The sequence below is a fragment of the Companilactobacillus metriopterae genome (assembly GCF_004117915.1).
Lineage (GTDB): Bacteria > Bacillota > Bacilli > Lactobacillales > Lactobacillaceae > Companilactobacillus > Companilactobacillus metriopterae.
In genome coordinates, this window is record NZ_RSTD01000001.1 from 515,977 (window position 1) to 538,055 (window position 22,079).

Below are 22,079 nucleotides of genomic sequence, written 5' to 3' on the forward strand. Positions count from 1 at the left end.
TATGTCACAGCTTTTTTATTGCTTTGAACAATTTTTAGTTCAGATACGGAAGGAAGAAAAATTTTGACAAAAACTAGAGATGATATTAGAAATATCGCTATTATTGCCCACGTTGACCACGGTAAAACTACACTAGTTAACGAATTACTAAAACAATCAGATACACTAGAATCACATTTTGAAATTCAAGATAGAGCTCTTGATTCAAATGATATTGAAAAGGAACGTGGTATTACAATTCTTTCAAAGAATACTGCTGTTCAATATAAAGATACAAAAATTAATATTCTAGATACACCAGGACATGCTGACTTCGGTGGAGAAGTTGAACGTATTATGCGAATGGTTGATGGTGTATTATTAGTTGTTGATGCTTATGAAGGAACAATGCCACAAACTCGTTTTGTTCTTAAGAAAGCTCTAGAACAACATTTAACACCTATCGTTGTTATCAATAAAATTGATAGACCAGGTGCTAGACCAGCTGAAGTTGTTGATGAAGTCTTGGAACTATTCATCGAACTAGGCGCTGATGAAGATCAACTAGAATTCCCAGTTGTATACGCATCAGCAATCAATGGTACTTCAAGTATGAGCGATGATCCTGAAGATCAAGAACATACTATGAAACCAGTATTTGATACTATTATTGATACAATTCCTGCACCAATTGACAATTCTGATGAACCATTGCAATTCCAAGTTGCTATGCTTGATTATAATGATTTCCTTGGTCGTATTGGTATTGGACGTATTTTCCGTGGAAAGATCAAAGTTGGTGATAGTGTTTCTGTTATCAAACTTGATGGATCAGCTAAAAACTTCCGTGTAACTAAGATTTATGGTTTCTTTGGACTTCAAAAAGAAGAGGTCGATGAAGCAAGAGCAGGTGATTTGATTGCCTTGTCAGGTATGGATGATATTTATGTTGGTGAAACAGTAACTCCATCTGATAATCAAGAAGCATTGCCAATTCTACATATTGACGAACCAACACTACAAATGATGTTCTTACAAAATGATTCACCATTTGCTGGTAGAGAAGGTTCAGAAGTTACTGCAAGTAAAATTGACGAACGTCTAAGAAGACAACTACATACAGATGTTTCTCTAAAAGTTGAAGATGGTGAAAAAGCAGGTTCATGGATTGTTTCTGGACGTGGTGAATTGCACCTTTCTATCCTTGTTGAAGAAATGCGTCGTGAAGGATTTGAATTACAACTTTCAAGACCAGAAGTTATTTTCAAAGACGTTGATGGTCAAAAATCAGAACCTTTTGAAGAAGTTATCATCGATACACCTGATGAATATGTTGGATCAATCATTGATTCAATGTCTCAAAGAAAAGGTGATATGCAAAACATGGAAAGTACTGGAAATGGTCAAACAAGACTTACATTCTCAGCACCTTCACGTGGTTTGATTGGATATTCAACTGAATTCCTTTCAATGACTGGTGGTTACGGTATCATGAACCATACTTTTGATACATACAAACCAGTAGTTAAAAATTGGGAACCAGGTAGAAGAAACGGTGCTTTAGTTTCTATCAACCAAGGTCCTACAACAACTTATAGTTTACAATCTGTTGAAGATCGTGGTGTCCTATTCTTAGGTGCCGGTGTTGATGTATACGAAGGTATGATCGTTGGACAAAGTAGTCGTGATGATGATATTGCCGTTAACGTTACAAAGGGTAAGAAACTTACAAATACCCGTGCATCTGGTAAAGATCACTCTGCTGCAATCAAGACACCTCGTGATTTGTCACTTGAACAATCTATCGAGTTCTTGAATGATGATGAATTGTGTGAAGTAACACCAGAAAGCGTACGTTTACGTAAGAAGATTCTTGGAACAAACGAGCGTAAGAAATTCGATAAACAAAAGAAAAATACTAAATAATTTTAAAAAGATCGGTGTATAACAGTACATCGATCTTTTTTTATGCTGAGATTAAATTTCAAGGGTGGTATAATTTGAATATTAGATTCTAGGAGTGGTAAGTTGAGAAAATTTAGTCAAATAGACTGGTGGATAGTTGTTCCATATCTATTACTTTTAGGTATAGGAATAGTAATGGTTTATTCAGCAAGTTTTTATAATATAATGATGGTCGGTGGGACGACTGACTTTTATTTCATAAAACAGCTTATATATGCGGTCATGGGACTTACAATATGTACACTAACTTTTATGATGAAAGCAAAGTTTTTTTGGAGTCAAAGAGTTATCAGCGTACTCATATTTGGAACGATTTTTGCACTATTATTAGTTTTGATAATTGGGATTATAAAACCTTCAACAAAGGTCAATGGTGCAGCAGCCTGGATTAATCTGGGATTTATGAACTTCCAACCTCTAGAATTAGCCAAAGTCTCTCTAGTTTTATATTTGGCAATTGTCCTAACCAATAAAGAAGAACGTTTGATGGACTCTAGTTGGTCTGGAATATACCAGGAAATGAAGACACCTTTTATTATAGTAATTGCCATTATTGGTCTTGTATTTATTGAACCTGATACCGGTGGTGCTTTGATTCTTTTCATTATTACAGCAATAATACTGGCAACTTCTACTATTCCAGGTAGAATAACAGGTTCATTGACTGTTCTTATAGCAGCAGTATTAGGGTCTGCATTGACATTCCTTTTAACAGTAAAACCATTTGGATTTGGTAAAACATACCAATATCAACGATTTTTAGCAATGCAACATCCTTTTAAACTGGAAAGAACATCTGGAGCTCAGTTGTCTAACTCTTATTATGCAATTAGTAATGGTGGATTGTTTGGAGTAGGATTAGGAAATAGTATTCAAAAACGTGGCTATTTACCCGAACCTCAAACTGATTTTATTTTGTCTATAATTAGTGAAGAATTAGGACTTATAGGTGTTGTCTTGGTTCTAGCATTATTACTAATAATCATAATTCGTATTATTAAAATCGGAATCACATCTTCAGAGAATTATGTATCGTTAATTTGTTATGGTATTGCTACAATGTTCTTAACACAGATTGTGCTTAATGTAGGTGGATTATTAGGTCTAGTACCACTAACAGGTGTTACTTTACCATTTATAAGTTATGGTGGATCAAGTATGATGATTCTATCCTTTGCACTCGGGATTGTGCTTAATCTAGATGCAACAGAAAAATTTAGTCGAAAATAGGTGATTAAATGTATCAAAGACCTGAGAGACAAGCCATGTATGTTTGGTTGTACTCAATGAAATGGAAAAAGAGACTTCAAAAGTATGGAACAGTTTATTATGACTCTCCTAAGATGAAGTATGTTCTAATTTATGTAAATAAAGATAAAGCAGCAGAAGTAAAAAATGAGCTACAGAAACAAAAATTTGTCAGACGAATTGCTATGTCATATCGTCAAGATTTAGATGCACATTTTACTTTTAATGCTGAAGAAAAAGAAGAAGAAAAGGTTGATTAAGATTGAAAATAGTATCTGGTAAATTTGGTGGATTAAACTTAAAGGCAGTTCCAGGTAATGATACGCGACCAACTTCTGCCAAAGTCAAAGAAGCAGTATTCAGTATGATAGGGCCATATTTACAATATGGGAACTCATTAGATCTTTTTGCAGGTACCGGTAGTCTTGGTATAGAATCAGTTTCACGCGGTTATGAGAAATCTTATTTAGTAGATAAAGCATATAAGGCAATTAGTACTATAAAAGAAAATGTTGAAAAAACTAATTCTAGAGACCAATTTCAAATCATTAAATCTTCAGCGACTGAAGCATTGAATAAATTACACAGTGATGGTGTAAAATTTGATCTAGTATTTTTAGATCCACCATACAGAATGAAAATAACTGAACAAATTGTTAAAGATATGATTGAACAAGAAATGATCGAAGAAGGTGGAATATTTGTAGTTGAAACAGACTATGAAGTTACCATTGAAGGTATTGAAAAATTAAGATTAATCAAAATGAAGGATTATAAAGATACAAAAGTAGCAATTTATCAATACGGAGGCTAGGAACTGATGACAGATAAAATAGCAATTTATGCTGGTAGTTTTGATCCAGTGACAAATGGTCACATAGAAATAATAAAACGTTCTGCAAAAATGTTTGATAAATTAATTGTTGCTACTATGACAAATACATCCAAAAAATATATGTTCTCTTACGAAGAAAAGAAGTCATTTATTCAAGATGAGATTAAAAATATTTCTAACGTAGAAGTAGTAGACGGTAAGAGCCAACTTACTACAGAGTTAGCCAAAGAATATAAAGCTCAGTTTCTTGTACGCTCAATGCGTAATTCGGATGATTTTGGTTATGAATCTGGTATATCATCAGTGAATAAAATATTGGATCCAGATATTGAAACGGTCTTTTTAATAGCTGATCAAAAATATGCCAACATATCTTCATCAATGATAAAAGAAGTTGCATTGTTTGGGGCAGATATAAGTGAACTTGTTCCAACTAAGGTGGCAGAGCAAATAAAAATAAAATTGGGGGATAAAACCAATGAAATTTAATCGAGCCCGTAATAAGACAATTGGTGGAATCTTTATTTTTATAATGATGGTTGCCTTTGTATTTGGACGTCCAAATTTTTATTTGGAAGGTCCTGGTACAGCTGAACCAACATCAAATTTTGTAAAAGTAGATGGAAAAACAGATAAGAAGAAAGGTAACTTACTTTTAACTACTGTGGCTATAAGACCTGCGACACCATTCTTTTTACTCAAAGCAATGGGAGATGATTTTGAAACTATTACTCCTAAAGAAGAACTGATGGGTAATGAATCCAACGCAGAATACAATCAAATACAACAGTATTATATGCAATCAGCAACCAACGCTGCAGTGGCAGCTGCATATTCCAAAGCAGGAAAACCATACAAGAGTGAGTACTTGGGAGTATACATAATGGAAGTTGCAGAAAATTCTGATTTTAAGAATAAACTTAAAATTGGAGATACAGTAACAGAAGTAAATGGATACCACTTTAACAGTTCTGAAAAGTTCATTAATTACGTAAAAAAACTAGACAAGAATGATAAAGTTACTATCAAATATACTCGAGATGGTAAGAACAAAACAGCTAAGGGTGGTTTAGTGAAGTTAGAGGGTACTAAACGTTATGGAGTAGGAATAACTTTAACGGATAATACAAAAGTTACTGCAACACCTCCTACTAAAATAGACGCTGGAGATATTGGTGGACCATCTGCTGGATTAATGTTCACATTACAAGTATATTCACAAATTGCTAATGTAGACTTGAAGGATGGCAGAACAATTGCCGGAACAGGAACAATTGATAGTGATGGTAACGTTGGTCCAATCGGAGGAATAGATAAAAAGGTATATGCAGCTTCTCATCAAGGTGCAACAATCTTCTTTGCTCCAGATGATCCAGTTACAAAAGAGATTAAGAAGTACGATCCTAACTATGTAAATAACTATAACTTAGCAAAACAAGCAGCAAAAAAATTAAATACTAAGATGAAAATAGTTCCCGTAAAAACTTTAGATGATGCGATTAACTATTTGAATAAGACAAAATAACCTCATATGAGGTTATTTTTTTTTCGTAATTTTTTAAGAGGTGAATAAATGAAGAATGTTGTTGAATTAATCAAAGATAATTTTAAGACTGTTGCAATAGTTACATTAGTGCTTATCTTAGGAGGTACATTTTTATTTAAGGATAATGTTTTGCATAAGAATAGTTCTGTCGCAGTAAGCAGAACTTCACATAACAAGGTAGTCAAACCAAAAAGTACTGGTAATGTACAAAAGGAGTATTTTAATGTTGATATTCAAGGTGCTGTTCAATATCCAGGTGTATATAGATTAAAGAAGGGAGCTATTATCCAACAAGCAGTGAATTTAGCGGGTGGAATGTTGGAAAATGCTGACGTTCACCAAATCAATCAGGCTCAAAGTGTATCAGATCAGATGCAAATATATGTACCTAGGGTTGGCGAGGAGGGGACAGGTAACACTGGATCTTCATCAACAGATAATGGTAATTCAAAAATTGTTAATATAAATAGTGCAACACTGGAAGAATTACAAACTATTTCAGGAATTGGTCCTATGAAAGCTCAAAAGATAATATCTTATCGTGAAGATAAAGGGATGTTTAAGACTGTTGACGAATTGAAAAATGTTTCTGGAATAGGCGACAAAACCTTAGAGTCCTTGAAGGATCAAATTACTGTTTAATGAATAATCACGTTATTTATCTAGCTCTATTAATTGTGATTTTTATAAACGTGTTTAATTCTAGATGGATTTATTTGTTAGTGGTATTAGTAGCGATTTTTCTTTTGTATTTAATAAAAATAAAAAATTACAAAATAATAGTATTAGCATTAGTCCTATTACCTTTGTTCACTGCTAGACTTGTTCAATCTAATAAAGATCAATCAAATCAAATTAGCAACTTGGAAAGTGTTGTCGTTTATCCTGATGATGTCAAAGTAAACGGAGCAAGAATATCAGGCATTGCTGAATCAGATAACAGTAGATTTTTATTCAGTTACTATGTTCACAGTAAGAAAGAACAGAAATATTGGAAAAATATCGATAATCCTGTCAAATTATCAATTGAGGATTATCAAATTGAAAAAATACAAAGAAATAGAAATATTGGTGAATACAATTATCAAAACTATTTTAAATCTAAAAAGATATATCAAAATGTAAAAATAAAGAGTATTAGAAAAATAATTAATTACAAAAGTAATAGCATTTATTTTAAAATAAAAGTTTTACGAATACATATAATAAAATATTTATCTTCTTTGCCGCATTGGTTAAGAATTCACTCAAATAGTCTCCTAATAGGTTACAGTGATATAGATGCTCAAGGGTGGAAAACCTTATTAAGTACCATTGGAGTGATACATTTATTCAGTTTGTCGGGAATGCATGTACTAATTTTAATAAAATTTCTCAAAAAGATTAGTTCAGCTTTATTTATTGAAGTTGAAATCTTAGATTTTATTTTGCTGTTAGTTCTTCCATTTTATGGAATTTTAGCAGGTTTAGGAACAGGAATTCAACGGGCAATATGCTTGGCAATAGTAGGAATTTTATTCAAAAAGTTCAACATGCAGTTGAACAAACTTTACCAGTTTAGCTTGACTGTAATAATATGTTTATTCATTAGTCCATATTCTTTACAAACAATGGGAGGGCAACTAAGTTTTTTAGTATCATTTGCAATATTGTTTATATACGAAGGAGATAATTTTTTAAAAACCATCTTTAGGCTGAATCTTGTATCATCACCTGTAATTACTAGTTACACATATGAATTAAATATATTAGTCTTGGTTTATAATTCTATATTCATACCAATGTTCACTTATTTTATTTTACCAATCACTGTCATTGCAGGACTTACAGCAGGATTACATTGGAAAATATGGAATTCTATAGATAAATTATTTGGATATATATATTATCTTTTTGACAAAATTGCTAGTTTTAAATTTTTAACTATTATTACAGGTAGTATTCCATATTTTGTTGTTTTAATCTTAATATCATTAGCTTTACTTATTGTGGAGTCTAAGATAATATTTTCAAAAAAATTCTATCTGTATTCTTTAATTTTTTCAGGAGTAATTATTTTTAATAAATTTCCTATTTTTGGATCAGTTCATATGATTGATATTGGTCAGGGTGACAGCATAGTAATAACTACACCATTTAAAAGAAAAACATATATGATCGATACGGGAGGGAAGCTTAATTTTAATAACGAAAAATGGCAAGCAGGCGATTACAAATCACGAGTTGAGACTTCTACAATTCCATTTTTAAAATCACAAGGGATATCAAAGGTGGATGCTGTATTTTTATCACATAAAGATGTTGATCATATTGGTGATCTGGATATTTTACTAAGTAAATTCAAAGTTTCTAAAGTTATATATGGTCAGGGGTTGGATGAGAATAAATTAATTAAAAATATAAAGAATAATCACAAAGATACTGAATTTAGATCAGTACTTAAAGGAGGTCGGATTTCCGATTCTAATTTAATGATCGATGTTTTATGGCCGGATAGACCTTCTAAGGGAGAGAATGGAGATTCACTAACACTGAGGACCAAGCTGAATAAAAAAATATGGTTATTCACTGGAGATTTGGATAAAGAACATGAAAAACAATTAAGTATAAATAAAGTAGATTATTTGAAAGTAGGGCATCATGGCTCTAAAACAGCAAGTGACTACGAATTCATAAAGAAAATAAATCCAGAATTATCCTTAATTTCTTCAGGTGTAAATAATCGCTACGGACATCCCAATAAAGAAACAATAGAAACGTTCAATAGCTTGGATATCCCTTTTTTGAATACTGCTGAATGTGGTATGATTAGCTGGTATTATTATCCATTTACGGGTAAAGATTATATAAAAACGTTTATTCAGGAGTAGTTATTTGAAATATTCAGAACTAATAAAAAATTTAAACAAAGATAACATTGCTCCTGTATATTTTGTCAGTGGTGATGAGGAAGCATTTATTCAAGAATTACAGAATAAATTTAAATCTCTATTTGATCCACAAGAACTAGAAATGAACTTTTCTAGTTTCGACTTAGAGAATGAGTCTATAGAAGATCTATTGAATGAAGCAATGTCAGCACCATTCTTTGGTGAAAGAAGATTAATATTTGCATTACATCCATATTTTGTTTCTACTCAGCAGCCAAAGGGATCTATTGATCAAAATACAGATTCATTGGTTAGTTACATAGATAATCCTTCACCGACAACATCTTTAGTCATTTTCGCTGATTATCCAAAATTAGATTCTCGAAAAAAAATTGTAAAAAAATTGAAGAAATTGTCAGTCGAAGTTGATGCATCAAAACTAGATAGCAAATATTTATTTAAGCAAATCAATGAAACTCTTAATGATGATGGATATTCTATCGATAATGGTGCACTTCAACTGTTGTTGAACAAAACTGACAATAATTATTCCAATACTATTAATCAATTAGATAAATTAAAATTGTATGCAATAGATACAAAGAAAATTACAGAAGAATCTGTGAAGTTGTTAGTTCCTAATAATTTAGAAGAGAATGTTTTTGATCTGTCTAATGCAATTCTAAAGAAAGATGTTTTAAGGGCTGATGATTTGTTACAGCAATTTCTACTACAAAAAATCGATCCGATATTTTTAATTGCGATATTAATTGGTCAGATAAGAAGCTTATTACAAGTAAAAATATTGAGCGAACGTGGTTTAACGGAAGGTACAATTCAAAAAGAGTTGAAGTTAAATCCGTATAGATTAAAAATGATATTACAACAAAATAGAGAAATCTCCATGGAGAGACTTAATAAAATGTATTCAGAATTAGTTGATGCAGATTTTCAAATAATGACTGGTCAGAACGATAAAGAAGTTTTATTGGACTTATTTATTTTAAAGAATGCATAAAAAAGAGGACCCCTAATATAGAGGTCCTCTTTTTAAAACAAAAAAACAACCTAAAAGGTTGTTTACTAATTATTTCATTTTTGCAAGTCTTGACTTGTCTCTAGCAGCTTTGTTAGCCTTGATAAGTCCTTTAGATTTAGCCATATCAATTGCGCGAACAGCAGATCTGAACATATCTTCTGTATTGTCAGCGTTTGAAGCAACAGCTTTTTCAAATTTCTTGATTGTTGAACGCATTGCACTCTTTTGAGCAGAGTTACGTTCGTTAGCTGTTTGAGCTGTCTTTACACGTTTAATTGCTGATTTAATTTGTGGCATTGTTTTCACCTCCGAGTACTGTTTGTATCAATAAACTCAATATTTAAAATTATACATAATTTTTCTATGATTGCAATGAATTTCGTATTAATTTCTAACTTGCACATTGATTTAAAATATAGTAAATTAATTACTTGTAGTAACCTTGCTCTGTTTTGCGATTCACCAACGCTTTGCATAGTTAGGCTAAATATAAAAATAAAGGTGGAAATAAAATGGCTATTTCTAAAGCACAAAAAAATGAAATCATTAAGCAATACGCACGTAAAGAAGGGGATACTGGTTCTCCAGAAGTACAAGTTGCTGTATTGACATTTGAAATTAACTCATTAAACGATCACTTGAAAGTTAACAAGAAAGATCACCATTCATATGTTGGTCTTCTAAAGAAAATTGGTCACCGTCGTAATCTTCTTTCTTATCTAAGAAATAAAGATGTTCAACGTTACCGTGAACTTATTCAATCACTTGGTCTACGTCGTTAATACTTTTATAAAGGGAAGCTCATATGAGCTTCCCTTTTTTGTTGCTTTGTTAGTTCTTTTTATTCATTGTTATGTTAAAATATTCGCTAGGTATAACATACGTAGTCTTTGTATTTTTAGAAGACAAAAACATGGAACAATATCGATAGAATTTAACTTAAATTGAAATGAGAGAAAATTAATGAGCAAACAAATTAAAATAGATATTTTAAGCGGGGTACGTGAAAACGGAAAAAACATGTACGCTGTTGAAGTAAATGACGAAATTTATATTTTAGATATAGGATTACAATATCCTGATAATGATTTATACGGAATAGATATGGTTGTTCCAGATATGACTTACATTAAAGAAAATATTGATAAAGTTGTTGGAGTATTTCTTACTCACGGACATTCAGATGCCATCGGTGCATTACCGTATTTGATTAGTGAGTATGATGTTCCAGTGTTTGGATCAGAAATGACTATCGAGCTTGCTAAGATTGTAGTTTCAAATGACAAGCGTAGCAAAAAATTCAGTAATTTTCATGTTATTGATGGAAATACTGAAATTGATTTTGAAGAAGCAACAATTTCATTTTTCAGAACTACACATTCAATCCCTGGATCATTAGGAATTTCAATTAATACAGGCGAAGGACAGATTGTTTATACTGGAGATTTCAAATTTGACCAATCTGCTTTACCTACATATAAAACTGATTACAGCAAAATAGCAAAAATAGGTACTGAAAACGTTATTGCTCTATTGAGTGATTCTGCTAATGCAGAAACAGTTGCAGAAACCTCAAATGAACGTGAAGTATTTGACCATATTTTGGATACTTTTGAATACCACAACGGCAGAATAATAGTAGCCCAAGTAGCTTCAAATATTCAAAGAATGCAAGAAGTTTTGGATGCAGCATATAAGACTGGTAAAAAGGTTTATCTTACAGGTCATGATGCACATAAAATTTTAAAAACAGCTATGAAGTTGGAATATTTACATGTTCCTAGTGATGATTTAATTATTGACAGTTCAAAGCTGAATGAAACTGATGACACTGAACTAGTTATAATTGAAACAGGTCGAATGGGTGAACCTATTAAGTTACTTCAACGTATGGCAGACCCAACAACAAAAACAGAATTTCAAATTAAAGAAGGAGACTTGGTTTTTGTTGCAACTACTCCTTCACATGCCATGGATACAGCTTTTGCTAGAACTAGAGATGCTATCTATAGAGCTGGTGCCGATATCAAAGTACTAGGAGATAAATTAAATCCTTCAGGTCACGCAAATAGAAATGATTTGCAATTGATGATTAATTTACTTAATCCTCAAAATTTAATTCCAGTTCAAGGTGAATATCGTTTACTTGATTCACATTCTAGAATTGCTAATCAAACAGGCATGCCTTACCAGAATATTTTTATTACTAAAAATGGTGACGTTCTTAACTACGAAAATGGTCAATTTTATCGTGGAAAAGGTGTAACAGCTGGCGATACTATGATAGATGGTATTGGCGTGGGCGACATTGGAAGCATTGTTCTTCGTGACCGTGAGTTATTGGCAGAAGATGGTGTTTTTGTTGCGGTAGTTACAATTGATCGTAAAAAGAAAAAAGTTGTTGCCAAGCCCAAAATCACAGCACGTGGTTTCGTATACATGAGAACTAGTCGTGATCTTCTAAACGAAAGTTCAGAGATAATAGAACAAAATATTGTTAACTATTTAGAAAACAGCAAAGAATTTGATTGGTCTGATCTAAAACAAGGTGTTAGAGATAAATTAAGTAAATATCTTTACGATCAAACAAGTAGACACCCAGTAATTCTTCCAGTAATTATGGAAGTAAATCAAAATAGACATAGAAAGGCAAAGAGATAGAAATATTATCTCTCAGTAACTTATGGACGATTCTGAAAATTTAAACCAAATTTTGGAAAAAGCCGAAGATGCCTTAGAAAAAGGAAATTGGGAAGAATCTGCTGATCTATATACACAAGCATATTCTATTGAACAGAATTTTGAAATTAATCAAGGATTAGCCGAAGCTCTTCTGAACCTGAATAGGGCAGATGAAGCTGAGGTTGTAATCCTTGATTTTTTTAATAAATACCTAGGAAGTCCCAATGCATCTAAATTGGCTTTTGACATTATTATAGAGAATAATGATTATCTTTTAGCAAATCAGTCGCTAAATTTTTATAAAAGAAATCCAGCAAATAACATACCTAAAGAACAAATTGAAAAGTTTGAGAACAAAATCCGTATATCTGAGGAAAGACATATCAGAGCGTATAAACCACAATTAGATAGGCTGAAAGATAGAGTTTCATCTATAGTTACTATGCCTATGAATGATCAGATACAGATGCTTCGTGGGCTTCGTGAGTTAGATAAGGGAAATTACATTGAACTATCTAAAGAGTTACTTCAAAATCCACTCCTACATCCGTTATTGAAAAATGAAATTTTAGAGAATGTTTACAAGCTAGGATTAGATGAAGAAATTAATTTCTCTTTTTATGGTGAATATCGAAAGATAAATCCAATCAATTTGTATCCAATACTTGCATCTAAAATATTCGATGATATGGTCAAAGAAGTAGAGAAACAATTATCTGATAGTGGGAATGCTTCTCAAATTGAGAACATCAATTCAGAGTTATCCTTGTATGTTGCACTCGTGTATCCATATGGGGAAGAAATAATTAAAGATCCATCAATGTGGGTCAAAGAAATACTTGCAAATTATGATTTAATATCGGAAGATAAAGTGGTCGGAAATGACGATATTAAGAACATAAATCAGTGGTTAGAAAGATTTGAAAGCTTAATGAGTCAATTTCAGTAATTAAATAGTATTTTTTTCGACTAAAGTATTTACAATCCCACTGTGGATACGTATAATTCGAAGAGTATATTTTTAGTGGTCGATTTGCTCTATTGCTTTGCTTTCGCCTCTGAAAGTAGTATAATTCTTCAGTAAAGAGTCATCTAAAGCAAGTCTTTGGATAATCTTATGAAATGAAATTTTAGGAGGATCCTTTATAATGGCAGAAAAAGAACATTATGAGAGAACAAAACCCCATGTAAATATTGGGACAATTGGTCACGTTGACCACGGTAAAACTACACTCACAGCAGCAATCACAAAAGTTTTGGCTGACCAAGGTCTAGCTAAAGCTGAAGATTACTCTACTATCGATTCAGCTCCAGAAGAAAAAGAACGTGGTATTACAATCAATACTGCCCACGTTGAATATGAAACAAAAGCTCGTCACTATGCTCATATCGACGCTCCAGGACATGCTGATTACGTTAAGAACATGATCACTGGTGCTGCACAAATGGATGGTGCCATCCTTGTTGTTGCCGCAACTGATGGTCCTATGCCACAAACACGCGAACATATCCTACTAGCTCACCAAGTTGGTGTTGATTACATCGTTGTCTTCTTGAACAAGACTGACCTTGTTGATGACCCTGAACTAACAGATCTAGTTGAGATGGAAGTTCGTGAATTACTTTCAGAATACGATTATCCTGGTGATGATATTCCAGTTATTCGTGGTTCAGCTCTTAAAGCACTTGAAGGTGATCCTGAAAATGTTGCAGCTGTTCAAGAATTGCTAGACACAATTGATGAATATATCCCAACTCCAGATCGTGAAAACGACAAGCCATTCTTGATGCCTGTCGAAGACGTATTTACAATCACTGGTCGTGGTACTGTTGCTTCAGGACGTATCGATCGTGGTGTCGTTGAAGTTGGTGACGAAGTTGATATCGTTGGTTTGAAACCAGAAATCGCTAAGTCAACAGTTACAGGACTAGAAATGTTTAGAAAGACTCTTGATAAAGGTGAAGCCGGAGATAACGTTGGTGTTCTTCTTCGTGGTGTTAACCGTGATGAAATCGAACGTGGACAAGTTCTTGCTAAGCCAGGTTCAATCCAAACTCACAACAAATTCAAGGGTGAAGTTTATATCCTTTCTAAAGAAGAAGGTGGACGTCATACTCCATTCTTCTCAAACTATAGACCACAATTCTATTTCCACACAACTGATGTTACAGGTGTTATTGAACTACCATCTGGTGTAGAAATGGTTATGCCTGGTGACCAAGTTACTTTTGAAGTTGACTTGATTGCTCCAGTAGCTATCGAACAAGGTACAAAATTCACTGTTCGTGAAGGTGGACGTACTGTTGGTGCCGGTGTTGTTACTGAAATCTTAGACTAATATCTAAAATTATTAGTTTTAAAGACAAGACTTTTAGTCTTGTCTTTTTTTTTGTAGTTATAAGGATTTATAAAATACATACAATTGTTTACAATATCAGCATTTTAAGGTAATATTTAACGTATGATATTTGAAATACCGGAGGAATATAATGTCTGCTAAGGCTAAATATACAAAAAAAGAAAATAATACAGGTGAACTAAAATTTGAAATTGATCAAGATACTATTAAAAAAGGTCTTGATACTGCATTTAACCGTGTAAGAAAAAATTTGAACGTACCTGGTTTTCGTAAGGGAAAAGTTTCACGTCCAATCTTTGAAAGAATGTACGGAGAAGAAGCACTTTATGAAGATGCTCTAAATGCAATGCTACCATTTTCATATCAACAAGCTGTTGATGAAACAGGTGTAGAACCTATTGATCAACCTCAAATCACAGTTGATTCAATGGAAAAAGGCAAACCTTGGTCTATTACTGCTACAATTTCATTGAAACCAGATGTTGAACTTGGTGATTATAAAGGCCTTACAGTTAAAAAGCAAAAGCGTAATGTAATGAAGACAGATGTTGAAAAACGTCTAGAGAGTATGCAAGCTCAACAAGCTGAACTAGTATTAAAAGATGGTAAAGCTGAAGAAGGCGATACTGTTGTTATCGATTACGTTGGTACTGTTGATGGAGTTGAATTCGATGGTGGAAGTGCACAAAACTATTCACTAGAACTAGGTTCAGGCTCATTCATTCCTGGATTCGAAGACCAACTTGTTGGATCTAAAGCAGGGGACAAAGTTGAAGTTAAGGTAACATTCCCAGAAGAATACCAAGCTGAAGAACTTGCAGGAAAAGATGCTGTATTCTCAACTACTGTTCATGAAGTTAAAACAAAAGAACTTCCAGAATTGGATGATGATTTTGCAAAAGATGTTGATGACTCAGTAGAAACACTTGATGAACTTAAGAAGAAAATTCACGCTGATATTAAAGAAGAAAAACGTCAAACTGCCGAAGAAAACATTCAAGAAGAAGCAATTTCTACAGCTGTTAAGAATGCCAAAATCGATGGTATCCCTGATGTAATGGTGGAAACAGAAGTTTCTAACCAAATGAATCAATATTTAGCTAACTTAAGACGTCAAGGAATTGAACCAGACTTGTACTACCAAATGACTGGTACTTCTGAAGAAGATTTAAGAAATCAATTCAAAAAAGACGCTGAAGAACGTGTTAAAACTGATTTAGTAATTGAAGCTATTGTTGCTAAAGAAGGTTTGAAAGCAACTGAAGCTGAAATTAAAGACGAAATAAAATCATTGGCTGACGAATACAACATGGAAGAAGAAGCTGTTAGAGGAGCTCTTACAGATGACATGCTTTCACATGATATTGCTGCTAAAAAAGCAATTGAATTAGTTGTTGATTCTGCTGAAGAAAAATAATTAATGTAAGAGCCGAAAGGCTCTTTTTTTAATATAAATACTAAATACTTTACTCAAAAAGGGTATAGTGTTATCGTCTATGTACTTAAGCCCTTAAGGAGATTTATATATGTTTGATAGTACAGAAACTACGGGAACAATTAGTTGTTCTTTTTGTGGAAAAACTCAAGATCAAGTTAAAAAAATAGTTGCTGGACCAGGTGTTTACATTTGTAATGAATGTATTGATTTGTGTAAGGAAATTATTGATGAAGAACTTGTATCTTCTGTTGATTTAAACTTGGGTGATATTCCAACACCTATACAAATTAAAGAAATTTTAGATCAGTACGTGATTGGTCAATCAGCTGCAAAACGTGCATTATCTGTTGCAGTTTACAATCACTATAAACGTATTAATAAAATGGAAAACTCTGATGAAGGTGATACTGAACTTCAAAAGAGTAACATTGCTCTAATAGGACCAACTGGTTCTGGTAAGACTTTCCTAGCACAATCACTTGCGCGTATTTTAAAAGTTCCATTTGCAATTGCTGATGCAACAACATTGACTGAAGCAGGTTATGTTGGTGAGGATGTTGAAAATATTCTATTAAAGCTTCTTCAAAATGCTGATTTTGATGTAGAAAAAGCTGAACATGGAATTATCTATATCGATGAAATAGATAAGATTTCTAAAAAAAGTGAAAATGTTTCAATAACTCGAGATGTTTCTGGTGAAGGTGTTCAACAAGCACTTCTAAAAATACTTGAAGGTACTATTGCCTCAGTACCACCACAAGGTGGCAGAAAGCATCCTCAACAAGAACTAATTCAAATAGATACAACTAATATTCTATTTATTGTTGGTGGAGCATTTGATGGTATTGAAACAATTGTCAAGAATCGTCTTGGTGATAAAACAATTGGTTTTGGTTCAGAAAATGAAACAGTTGATGAAACTGAAAGTTTAATGCAAAAAATTATTCCAGAAGATTTAATGAAATTTGGTATTATTCCAGAATTTATCGGTCGTATTCCGATTGTTACAGCGTTGGACAAATTAGATGAAGAAGACCTAGTAAACATATTAACTAAGCCAAAAAATGCGCTAGTAAAACAATATAAGGCACTTCTAGCACTAGATGACGTAGATCTAGAGTTCACAAATGGAGCTCTGAAAGAAATTGCTAAACTAGCAATTGAAAGAAATACAGGGGCTCGTGGTTTGAGATCAATTGTCGAAGAAACAATGTTAGATACTATGTTTGAAATTCCTGGACGTAAAGACGTAAAAACAGTTAAAGTTACAAAAGACGCTGTTAAAAAGGATAAAAAGCCAGAAGTAATTTTGGTTAATGGAGAGGTAGCATAATTTTGCTACCTTTTTTATTTTGTTCTTGACTTTATATGTTAATCCCGCTATTGTTATTAACAATAAAACTTTTAACTAAGTCCAGAGAGGCTTAGAAAGTTATCTAATTATATAGGCGACTATTGGATACTTTCTATTCTTTTTGGGTAGAAAGTTTTTTTATTACAATAAAATAAGGCTTTTTAATTAGATCCAGAGAGATCTGAAAAAGTAATTTTGGAGATATACTCCTTCTTTTTTGGACGCTGGAAAACTAATTTCAGCGTCTTTTTATATGGAGGAAAACAATGCAAAATATTTTATCAATGTCAGATCTTTCAAACGAAGAAGTGTACCAACTGATTAAATCAGCAATGTCTTATAAATCAGGTCAAAAAACTAGTATAGGTAAAGACAAATTTGCAGTTAACTTGTTTTTTGAAAATAGTACAAGAACTAAATCGAGTTTCCAAGTAGCAGAAATGAATGTTGGTATGAAAGAAATAAATTTTGAAGCATCTACATCCTCAATTTCCAAAGGAGAATCACTTTACGATACCGTAAAAACATTAGAAAGTATCGGTGCTAGTGTGGCTGTTATTCGTCATAGTAAAGATAGATATTACGATGAATTAATTAACGATGATATGAACATACATATCATTAATGGGGGAGATGGAACAGGACAACATCCCTCACAGTCACTTTTAGATTTAATGACGATTTATGAAAAATTTGGTAAATTTGAAGGTCTTAAAGTAGGGATAATTGGAGATTTGAGACACTCTCGAGTTGCACATTCCAACGCAGAAATATTGACTAGATTGGGTTCTGAAGTAAGCTTTGGTGGAATAGACGAATGGTATAGCGATGAATTTGCTGAAATTGGAGACCACAAAGATGTGGACCAATTATGCCGTGAAATGGACGTAATTATGTTATTAAGAGTCCAACACGAAAGACTAACAAGTAACGAGAACAAAAAATTTAAAAAAGAAGAATATGCACAAGAGTATGGAATAAATACTAGACGTGTGGAACTGATGAAAGATGAAGCCATCATAATGCATCCAGCTCCTGTAAATAGAGATGTCGAAATAGCTTCAGATGTAGTGGAGTGTGATAAATCAGTTATTTTCCAACAAATGACAAATGGAGTCTATATGAGAATGGCCATGATTGAAGCAGTTTTAGAAGGGGACAAAGTAAATGACCTTATCAATTCTGAATACAAAGTTATTTCAAAATAATAAATTTATACAAACTGACTTCAATGTTGAATCTGAAAAATCTGAAGTTATCAATTTTGATAATACTGCTGTGTTACCTGGTTTGGTGGACATGCATGTTCACTTCCGTGAACCTGGACAAACTCACAAGGAAACTATTAAAACAGGTAGTATGGCATCTGCACATGGAGGATTCACTACAGTAGCTGCAATGCCCAACGTAACTCCAGTTCCTGACACAGTGGAAAAATTTGAAAATCAAATTGAATTGAATCACCATAATTCTCAAATAAATACACTTCAATATGCACCAATTACATTTGATGAAACTTCTTATGAATTGGTGGATATCGAAGGATTATCCAGATCAGGGTCATTTGCATTTTCAAATGATGGTCATGGTGTTATGAATGCTAAAACGATGCTAGACGCTATGAATCAGATTGCACAAATAGATAGCCATCTGTGTGCTCATGTTGAAGATAAGAACTTGATGAACAGCGGATATATCTCAAAAAGTGCAGGATTGCGTTTAGGAATTCCATATATTGAAAGCTGCGCAACATCTTCACAATTAGCTAGAGATTTAATTTTGGCAAAAGAGTCAAATGTACATTATCATGTCTGTCATATTTCTACTAGACAAGAACTTAATCTAATAAGAATAGCTAAAGATGCAGGAATAAATGTAACTTGTGAAGTGACGCCACATCATATTATTTTGAATGAAGAAGATATTCTTAAAGATGATGCGCAATTTAAGATGAATCCTCCACTACGATCCAAATCAGATCAGCAAGCAATGATTGAAGGAATTATTGATGGCACAATTGATATGATTGCCACAGATCATGCACCTCATGCGATATCCGAAAAAAATAAGGGATTCGTTAACAGTGCTTTTGGAATAACTGGTATTGAAACATCATTTTCATTAATGTACACACATCTTGTAGTTAATGAACTTATTACTTTAGAAAAATTAGTCCAGTTAATGTCAGTAAATCCTAGCAGAATTTTTAATATCCAAAGTGATATCTATAAAAATTTTACGGTAATTGACCTATCTACAACTTATAAAATTTCTAAGAAAGATTTTCTTTCAAAGGGTATTAATACTCCGTTTGATGGTGAATTAGTTAACGGACGAGTTTTGAAAACTTACTATAAAGGAGAGGAAGTGTACTCATTTGATTAATCCATTAATATTGGCATTAGATTTTTCAACAGATGAAGAAGCGATATCTTTTATAGATAGTGTAGAAATAGATAAGGATAATACATATTTAAAAATTGGCTTAGAAATGTTTTGTAAGTATGGTTATCCGTTTATACAAAAAATACGGAACTTAGGATATAAGATATTTTTGGATATTAAGTTGCATGATATTCCTAACACTGTTGAAAGAACTTGCAAGATGATTTCAGAATGGAATATTCAGATGATAACGGTCCATGCTACAGGTGGTTCTGAAATGATTCTCGCAGCAAAACGAGGATTGGAAGGCAGTGACACAAAATTACTTGCTGTTACACAATTAACATCGTTAGATAATAAAAATCTATCTGATGAACTACAGGTAAATTTAAACTCCCAAGACTATGTACGTAAGTTAGCCAAGCTAGCATATAAAAATAATGCAGATGGGGTAATATCGTCGGCCCTAGAAGTTCCAATCATAAAAGAGGCGACAAATAATTCCTTTATCTGTATAACACCTGGAATTAGAGTTGAAAATTCTGAGAATGAAGATCAAAAACGTGTTGTTACACCCATGATGGCAAAGGAATTGGGTAGTAATGGCATTGTGGTTGGACGACCAATAACACAATCTGATGACAGGAATAAAGCTTACAAAAAATTCTATGAAAGTTGGGTAAATTCAAATGGATGATAAGAAAATTTCAATGGAAATTGCAAATGATTTACTAGAAATAGGTGCTGTCTCATTGAATGTTCAAGAACCTTATACTTGGGCGAGTGGAATCAAATCACCAATTTATACTGACAATAGAATGACAATTGCATATCCTGAAGTACGACAAAAAATTGTTAGATATTTATCACACAAAATATTTGTTAGATATAGCAATATTGACGTTATTAGTGGAGTTGCCACTGCTGGAATTCCACATGCTACTGGAGTAGCAAATAATTTAAATTTAGCTATGAATTATGTTAGATCTTCAGCAAAAGATCATGGTACTAAATCCTTAATCGAAGGAAGATGTGAATCTGGAGATAGGATAGTTATCATCGATGATTTAATTTCAACCGGTGGCAGTCTTTTAAAAGCAGTTGATAATATCAAAGCAGAGGGTGGGAATGTTATTGGATCGGCCGCCATATTTTCATATTCATTAGAAGTTGGGAATAAGAATTTTGCTGATAAGTCTTTAGAACTAGTTACACTCACCAATTATCAAGATTTGATAACTGTAGCTGAAGAGAAAAAATTAATTAGTTCAGACGATCTATATTTACTGAACGAGTGGCAAAAGAATCCATATGAGTGGGGACAAAAATGAATCTATATAAATTAATCAGACCTGTTATTTTTAGTATGGATCCAGAAACAGACCATCATTTGGTATCATTTCTTCTTAAACTATTTAATAAGAATCCGCAAGTAATTAGGAATATTGTAGCAAGTGAAAAAAATAATACAGAAGTTGCTGGCATAAAGTTTGATAGTCCTATTGGTATTGCAGCTGGATTTGATAAAAATGGACAATTTTATAATAGTCTAGGTGCATTGGGTGCGGGATTTGTTGAGATTGGTAGTGTAACAAGAAGAAAACAAGCAGGTAATCCTAAAAAGAGAATTTTTAGACTGGCACAAGATGAAGCTATTATTAATAGAATGGGATTAAATAATGATGGTTTAAAGACAGTTGTGAAAAGATTGAAGAAGGTAGCTCCAACTACTAAAATTGGACTGAGTATAGCTACAAATCATGATACGCCTGAAGAAGAGATGGTATCTCAAATTATTGAGGACATAAAGTATTCTCAAAATTATTGTGATTATGTTGCTATTAATATGAGTTGCCCAAATCAAGAAGGAATAATGAATCTCCAGTCAAAAGAAAATATCTCAAAACTCACATGGGCATTAGAAAAATATGATTTTTCAGTTCCAATTTTCTGTAAATTAGGTCACGATTTGAGTGAGCAGGAGTTAGTATATATTTGTTCTCAATTGACTAATAAAATTACCGGAGTGATTCTCACTAATACCAGTAATAGCAGAGAAAATTTGACCTCAAAGAACAAATTTGAACACGGTGGATTAAGTGGGCGTCCACTATTCTCAAAATCTTTAAAATTAACAAAATTGATTCATCAAAAGTTTCCAGATAAGAAAATTATCTTTTCAGGCGGAGTTTTCTCGGAATCAGAAGCAGAGCTTGCCTTAAAAAATGGTGCTGATTTAGTTCAGCTGTATACAGGTATTATCTATGAAGGACCATTTTTGATTAGAAAAATTAATAAGTATCTTTATGAAAGCAAGGAGAAATAATCTTGTTTTTTTTATTGTATTGAAATATGTTAAGATGTTATTTATGTGAGGT

The 22,079-nt window shown here is 32.7% G+C and carries 21 protein-coding genes; 20 read left to right on the forward strand and 1 reads right to left on the reverse strand.

Annotated features, from left to right (window positions below):
* Nucleotides 1–63 precede the first annotated feature (63 nt).
* From typA to holA, 9 genes are all read left to right on the forward strand, one after another.
* Nucleotides 64–1,905 (forward strand): translational GTPase TypA, encoded by a 1,842-nt coding sequence (gene typA / locus EKN01_RS02625; protein ID WP_099974671.1) that lies wholly within the window; start codon nt 64–66, stop codon nt 1,903–1,905.
* A 102-nt stretch (nt 1,906–2,007) separates the two neighbouring features.
* The gene (locus tag EKN01_RS02630) at nt 2,008–3,174 is read left to right on the forward strand and encodes an FtsW/RodA/SpoVE family cell cycle protein (RefSeq protein ID WP_129044851.1); all 1,167 of its coding nucleotides are present in this window, start codon (nt 2,008–2,010) and stop codon (nt 3,172–3,174) included.
* 8 nt (nt 3,175–3,182) lie between these two features.
* Nucleotides 3,183–3,452, forward strand: a complete 270-nt coding sequence (locus tag EKN01_RS02635; RefSeq protein WP_129044852.1) for a DUF2129 domain-containing protein — start codon at nt 3,183–3,185, stop codon at nt 3,450–3,452.
* Between the two features lie 2 nt (nt 3,453–3,454).
* Nucleotides 3,455–4,006: a 16S rRNA (guanine(966)-N(2))-methyltransferase RsmD gene (rsmD, locus tag EKN01_RS02640; protein WP_129044853.1), complete on the forward strand. Its 552-nt coding sequence runs from the start codon at nt 3,455–3,457 to the stop codon at nt 4,004–4,006.
* A gap of 6 nt (nt 4,007–4,012) precedes the next feature.
* Nucleotides 4,013–4,516, forward strand: coding sequence for a pantetheine-phosphate adenylyltransferase (gene coaD, locus EKN01_RS02645; RefSeq protein WP_129044854.1), 504 nt, complete (start codon nt 4,013–4,015; stop codon nt 4,514–4,516).
* Entirely contained in the window at nt 4,506–5,552 is a 1,047-nt protein-coding gene (locus EKN01_RS02650) for a SepM family pheromone-processing serine protease (protein WP_129044855.1), read from the forward strand. The genes coaD and EKN01_RS02650 overlap by 11 nt, the downstream gene beginning before the upstream one ends.
* A 48-nt stretch (nt 5,553–5,600) precedes the next feature.
* Nucleotides 5,601–6,215, forward strand: a complete 615-nt coding sequence (locus EKN01_RS02655; protein ID WP_129044856.1) for a helix-hairpin-helix domain-containing protein — start codon at nt 5,601–5,603, stop codon at nt 6,213–6,215.
* Entirely contained in the window at nt 6,215–8,443 is a 2,229-nt protein-coding gene (locus tag EKN01_RS02660) for a DNA internalization-related competence protein ComEC/Rec2 (protein ID WP_129044857.1), read from the forward strand. The genes EKN01_RS02655 and EKN01_RS02660 overlap by 1 nt, the downstream gene beginning before the upstream one ends.
* Nucleotides 8,444–8,447: 4 nt before the next feature.
* Complete coding sequence (gene holA / locus EKN01_RS02665; protein ID WP_129044858.1) at nt 8,448–9,461, forward strand: DNA polymerase III subunit delta; 1,014 nt, start codon at nt 8,448–8,450, stop codon at nt 9,459–9,461.
* 69 nt (nt 9,462–9,530) lie between these two features.
* Here the strand turns inward: holA and rpsT are convergent, their stop codons facing one another.
* Entirely contained in the window at nt 9,531–9,779 is a 249-nt protein-coding gene (rpsT, locus tag EKN01_RS02670; protein WP_099974681.1) for a 30S ribosomal protein S20, read from the reverse strand.
* 215 nt (nt 9,780–9,994) lie between these two features.
* On the opposite strand from rpsT, the gene rpsO reads away from it, so the two are divergent.
* From rpsO to EKN01_RS02725, 11 genes are all read left to right on the forward strand, one after another.
* Nucleotides 9,995–10,264: a 30S ribosomal protein S15 gene (gene rpsO / locus EKN01_RS02675; protein ID WP_099974682.1), complete on the forward strand. Its 270-nt coding sequence runs from the start codon at nt 9,995–9,997 to the stop codon at nt 10,262–10,264.
* A gap of 181 nt (nt 10,265–10,445) precedes the next feature.
* Complete coding sequence (locus EKN01_RS02680; RefSeq protein ID WP_129044859.1) at nt 10,446–12,143, forward strand: ribonuclease J; 1,698 nt, start codon at nt 10,446–10,448, stop codon at nt 12,141–12,143.
* 22 nt (nt 12,144–12,165) lie between these two features.
* The gene (locus tag EKN01_RS02685; protein ID WP_129044860.1) at nt 12,166–13,113 is read left to right on the forward strand and encodes a tetratricopeptide repeat protein; all 948 of its coding nucleotides are present in this window, start codon (nt 12,166–12,168) and stop codon (nt 13,111–13,113) included.
* A 199-nt stretch (nt 13,114–13,312) separates the two neighbouring features.
* Complete coding sequence (gene tuf, locus EKN01_RS02690; RefSeq protein ID WP_099974685.1) at nt 13,313–14,503, forward strand: elongation factor Tu; 1,191 nt, start codon at nt 13,313–13,315, stop codon at nt 14,501–14,503.
* Nucleotides 14,504–14,654: 151 nt separating this feature from the next.
* Nucleotides 14,655–15,941 (forward strand): trigger factor, encoded by a 1,287-nt coding sequence (tig, locus tag EKN01_RS02695; RefSeq protein ID WP_129044861.1) that lies wholly within the window; start codon nt 14,655–14,657, stop codon nt 15,939–15,941.
* A gap of 109 nt (nt 15,942–16,050) precedes the next feature.
* Nucleotides 16,051–17,295 (forward strand): ATP-dependent Clp protease ATP-binding subunit ClpX, encoded by a 1,245-nt coding sequence (gene clpX / locus EKN01_RS02700; protein ID WP_129044862.1) that lies wholly within the window; start codon nt 16,051–16,053, stop codon nt 17,293–17,295.
* A gap of 287 nt (nt 17,296–17,582) precedes the next feature.
* Nucleotides 17,583–18,524: an aspartate carbamoyltransferase catalytic subunit gene (locus tag EKN01_RS02705; protein ID WP_129044863.1), complete on the forward strand. Its 942-nt coding sequence runs from the start codon at nt 17,583–17,585 to the stop codon at nt 18,522–18,524.
* Nucleotides 18,484–19,701 carry a dihydroorotase gene (locus EKN01_RS02710; RefSeq protein WP_129044864.1) on the forward strand — a complete coding sequence of 406 codons (1,218 nt, stop codon included), beginning with the start codon at nt 18,484–18,486 and terminating at the stop codon, nt 19,699–19,701. Before EKN01_RS02705 ends, EKN01_RS02710 begins: the two co-directional genes overlap by 41 nt.
* Nucleotides 19,694–20,398 carry an orotidine-5'-phosphate decarboxylase gene (gene pyrF, locus EKN01_RS02715; protein WP_129044865.1) on the forward strand — a complete coding sequence of 235 codons (705 nt, stop codon included), beginning with the start codon at nt 19,694–19,696 and terminating at the stop codon, nt 20,396–20,398. Before EKN01_RS02710 ends, pyrF begins: the two co-directional genes overlap by 8 nt.
* Nucleotides 20,391–21,032: an orotate phosphoribosyltransferase gene (gene pyrE, locus EKN01_RS02720; protein WP_129044866.1), complete on the forward strand. Its 642-nt coding sequence runs from the start codon at nt 20,391–20,393 to the stop codon at nt 21,030–21,032. The genes pyrF and pyrE overlap by 8 nt, the downstream gene beginning before the upstream one ends.
* A complete protein-coding gene (locus tag EKN01_RS02725) occupies nt 21,029–22,027 on the forward strand; it encodes a quinone-dependent dihydroorotate dehydrogenase (RefSeq protein WP_129044867.1) in 999 nt (332 codons plus the stop codon). The genes pyrE and EKN01_RS02725 overlap by 4 nt, the downstream gene beginning before the upstream one ends.
* The last annotated feature ends 52 nt before the right edge of the window (nt 22,028–22,079 follow it).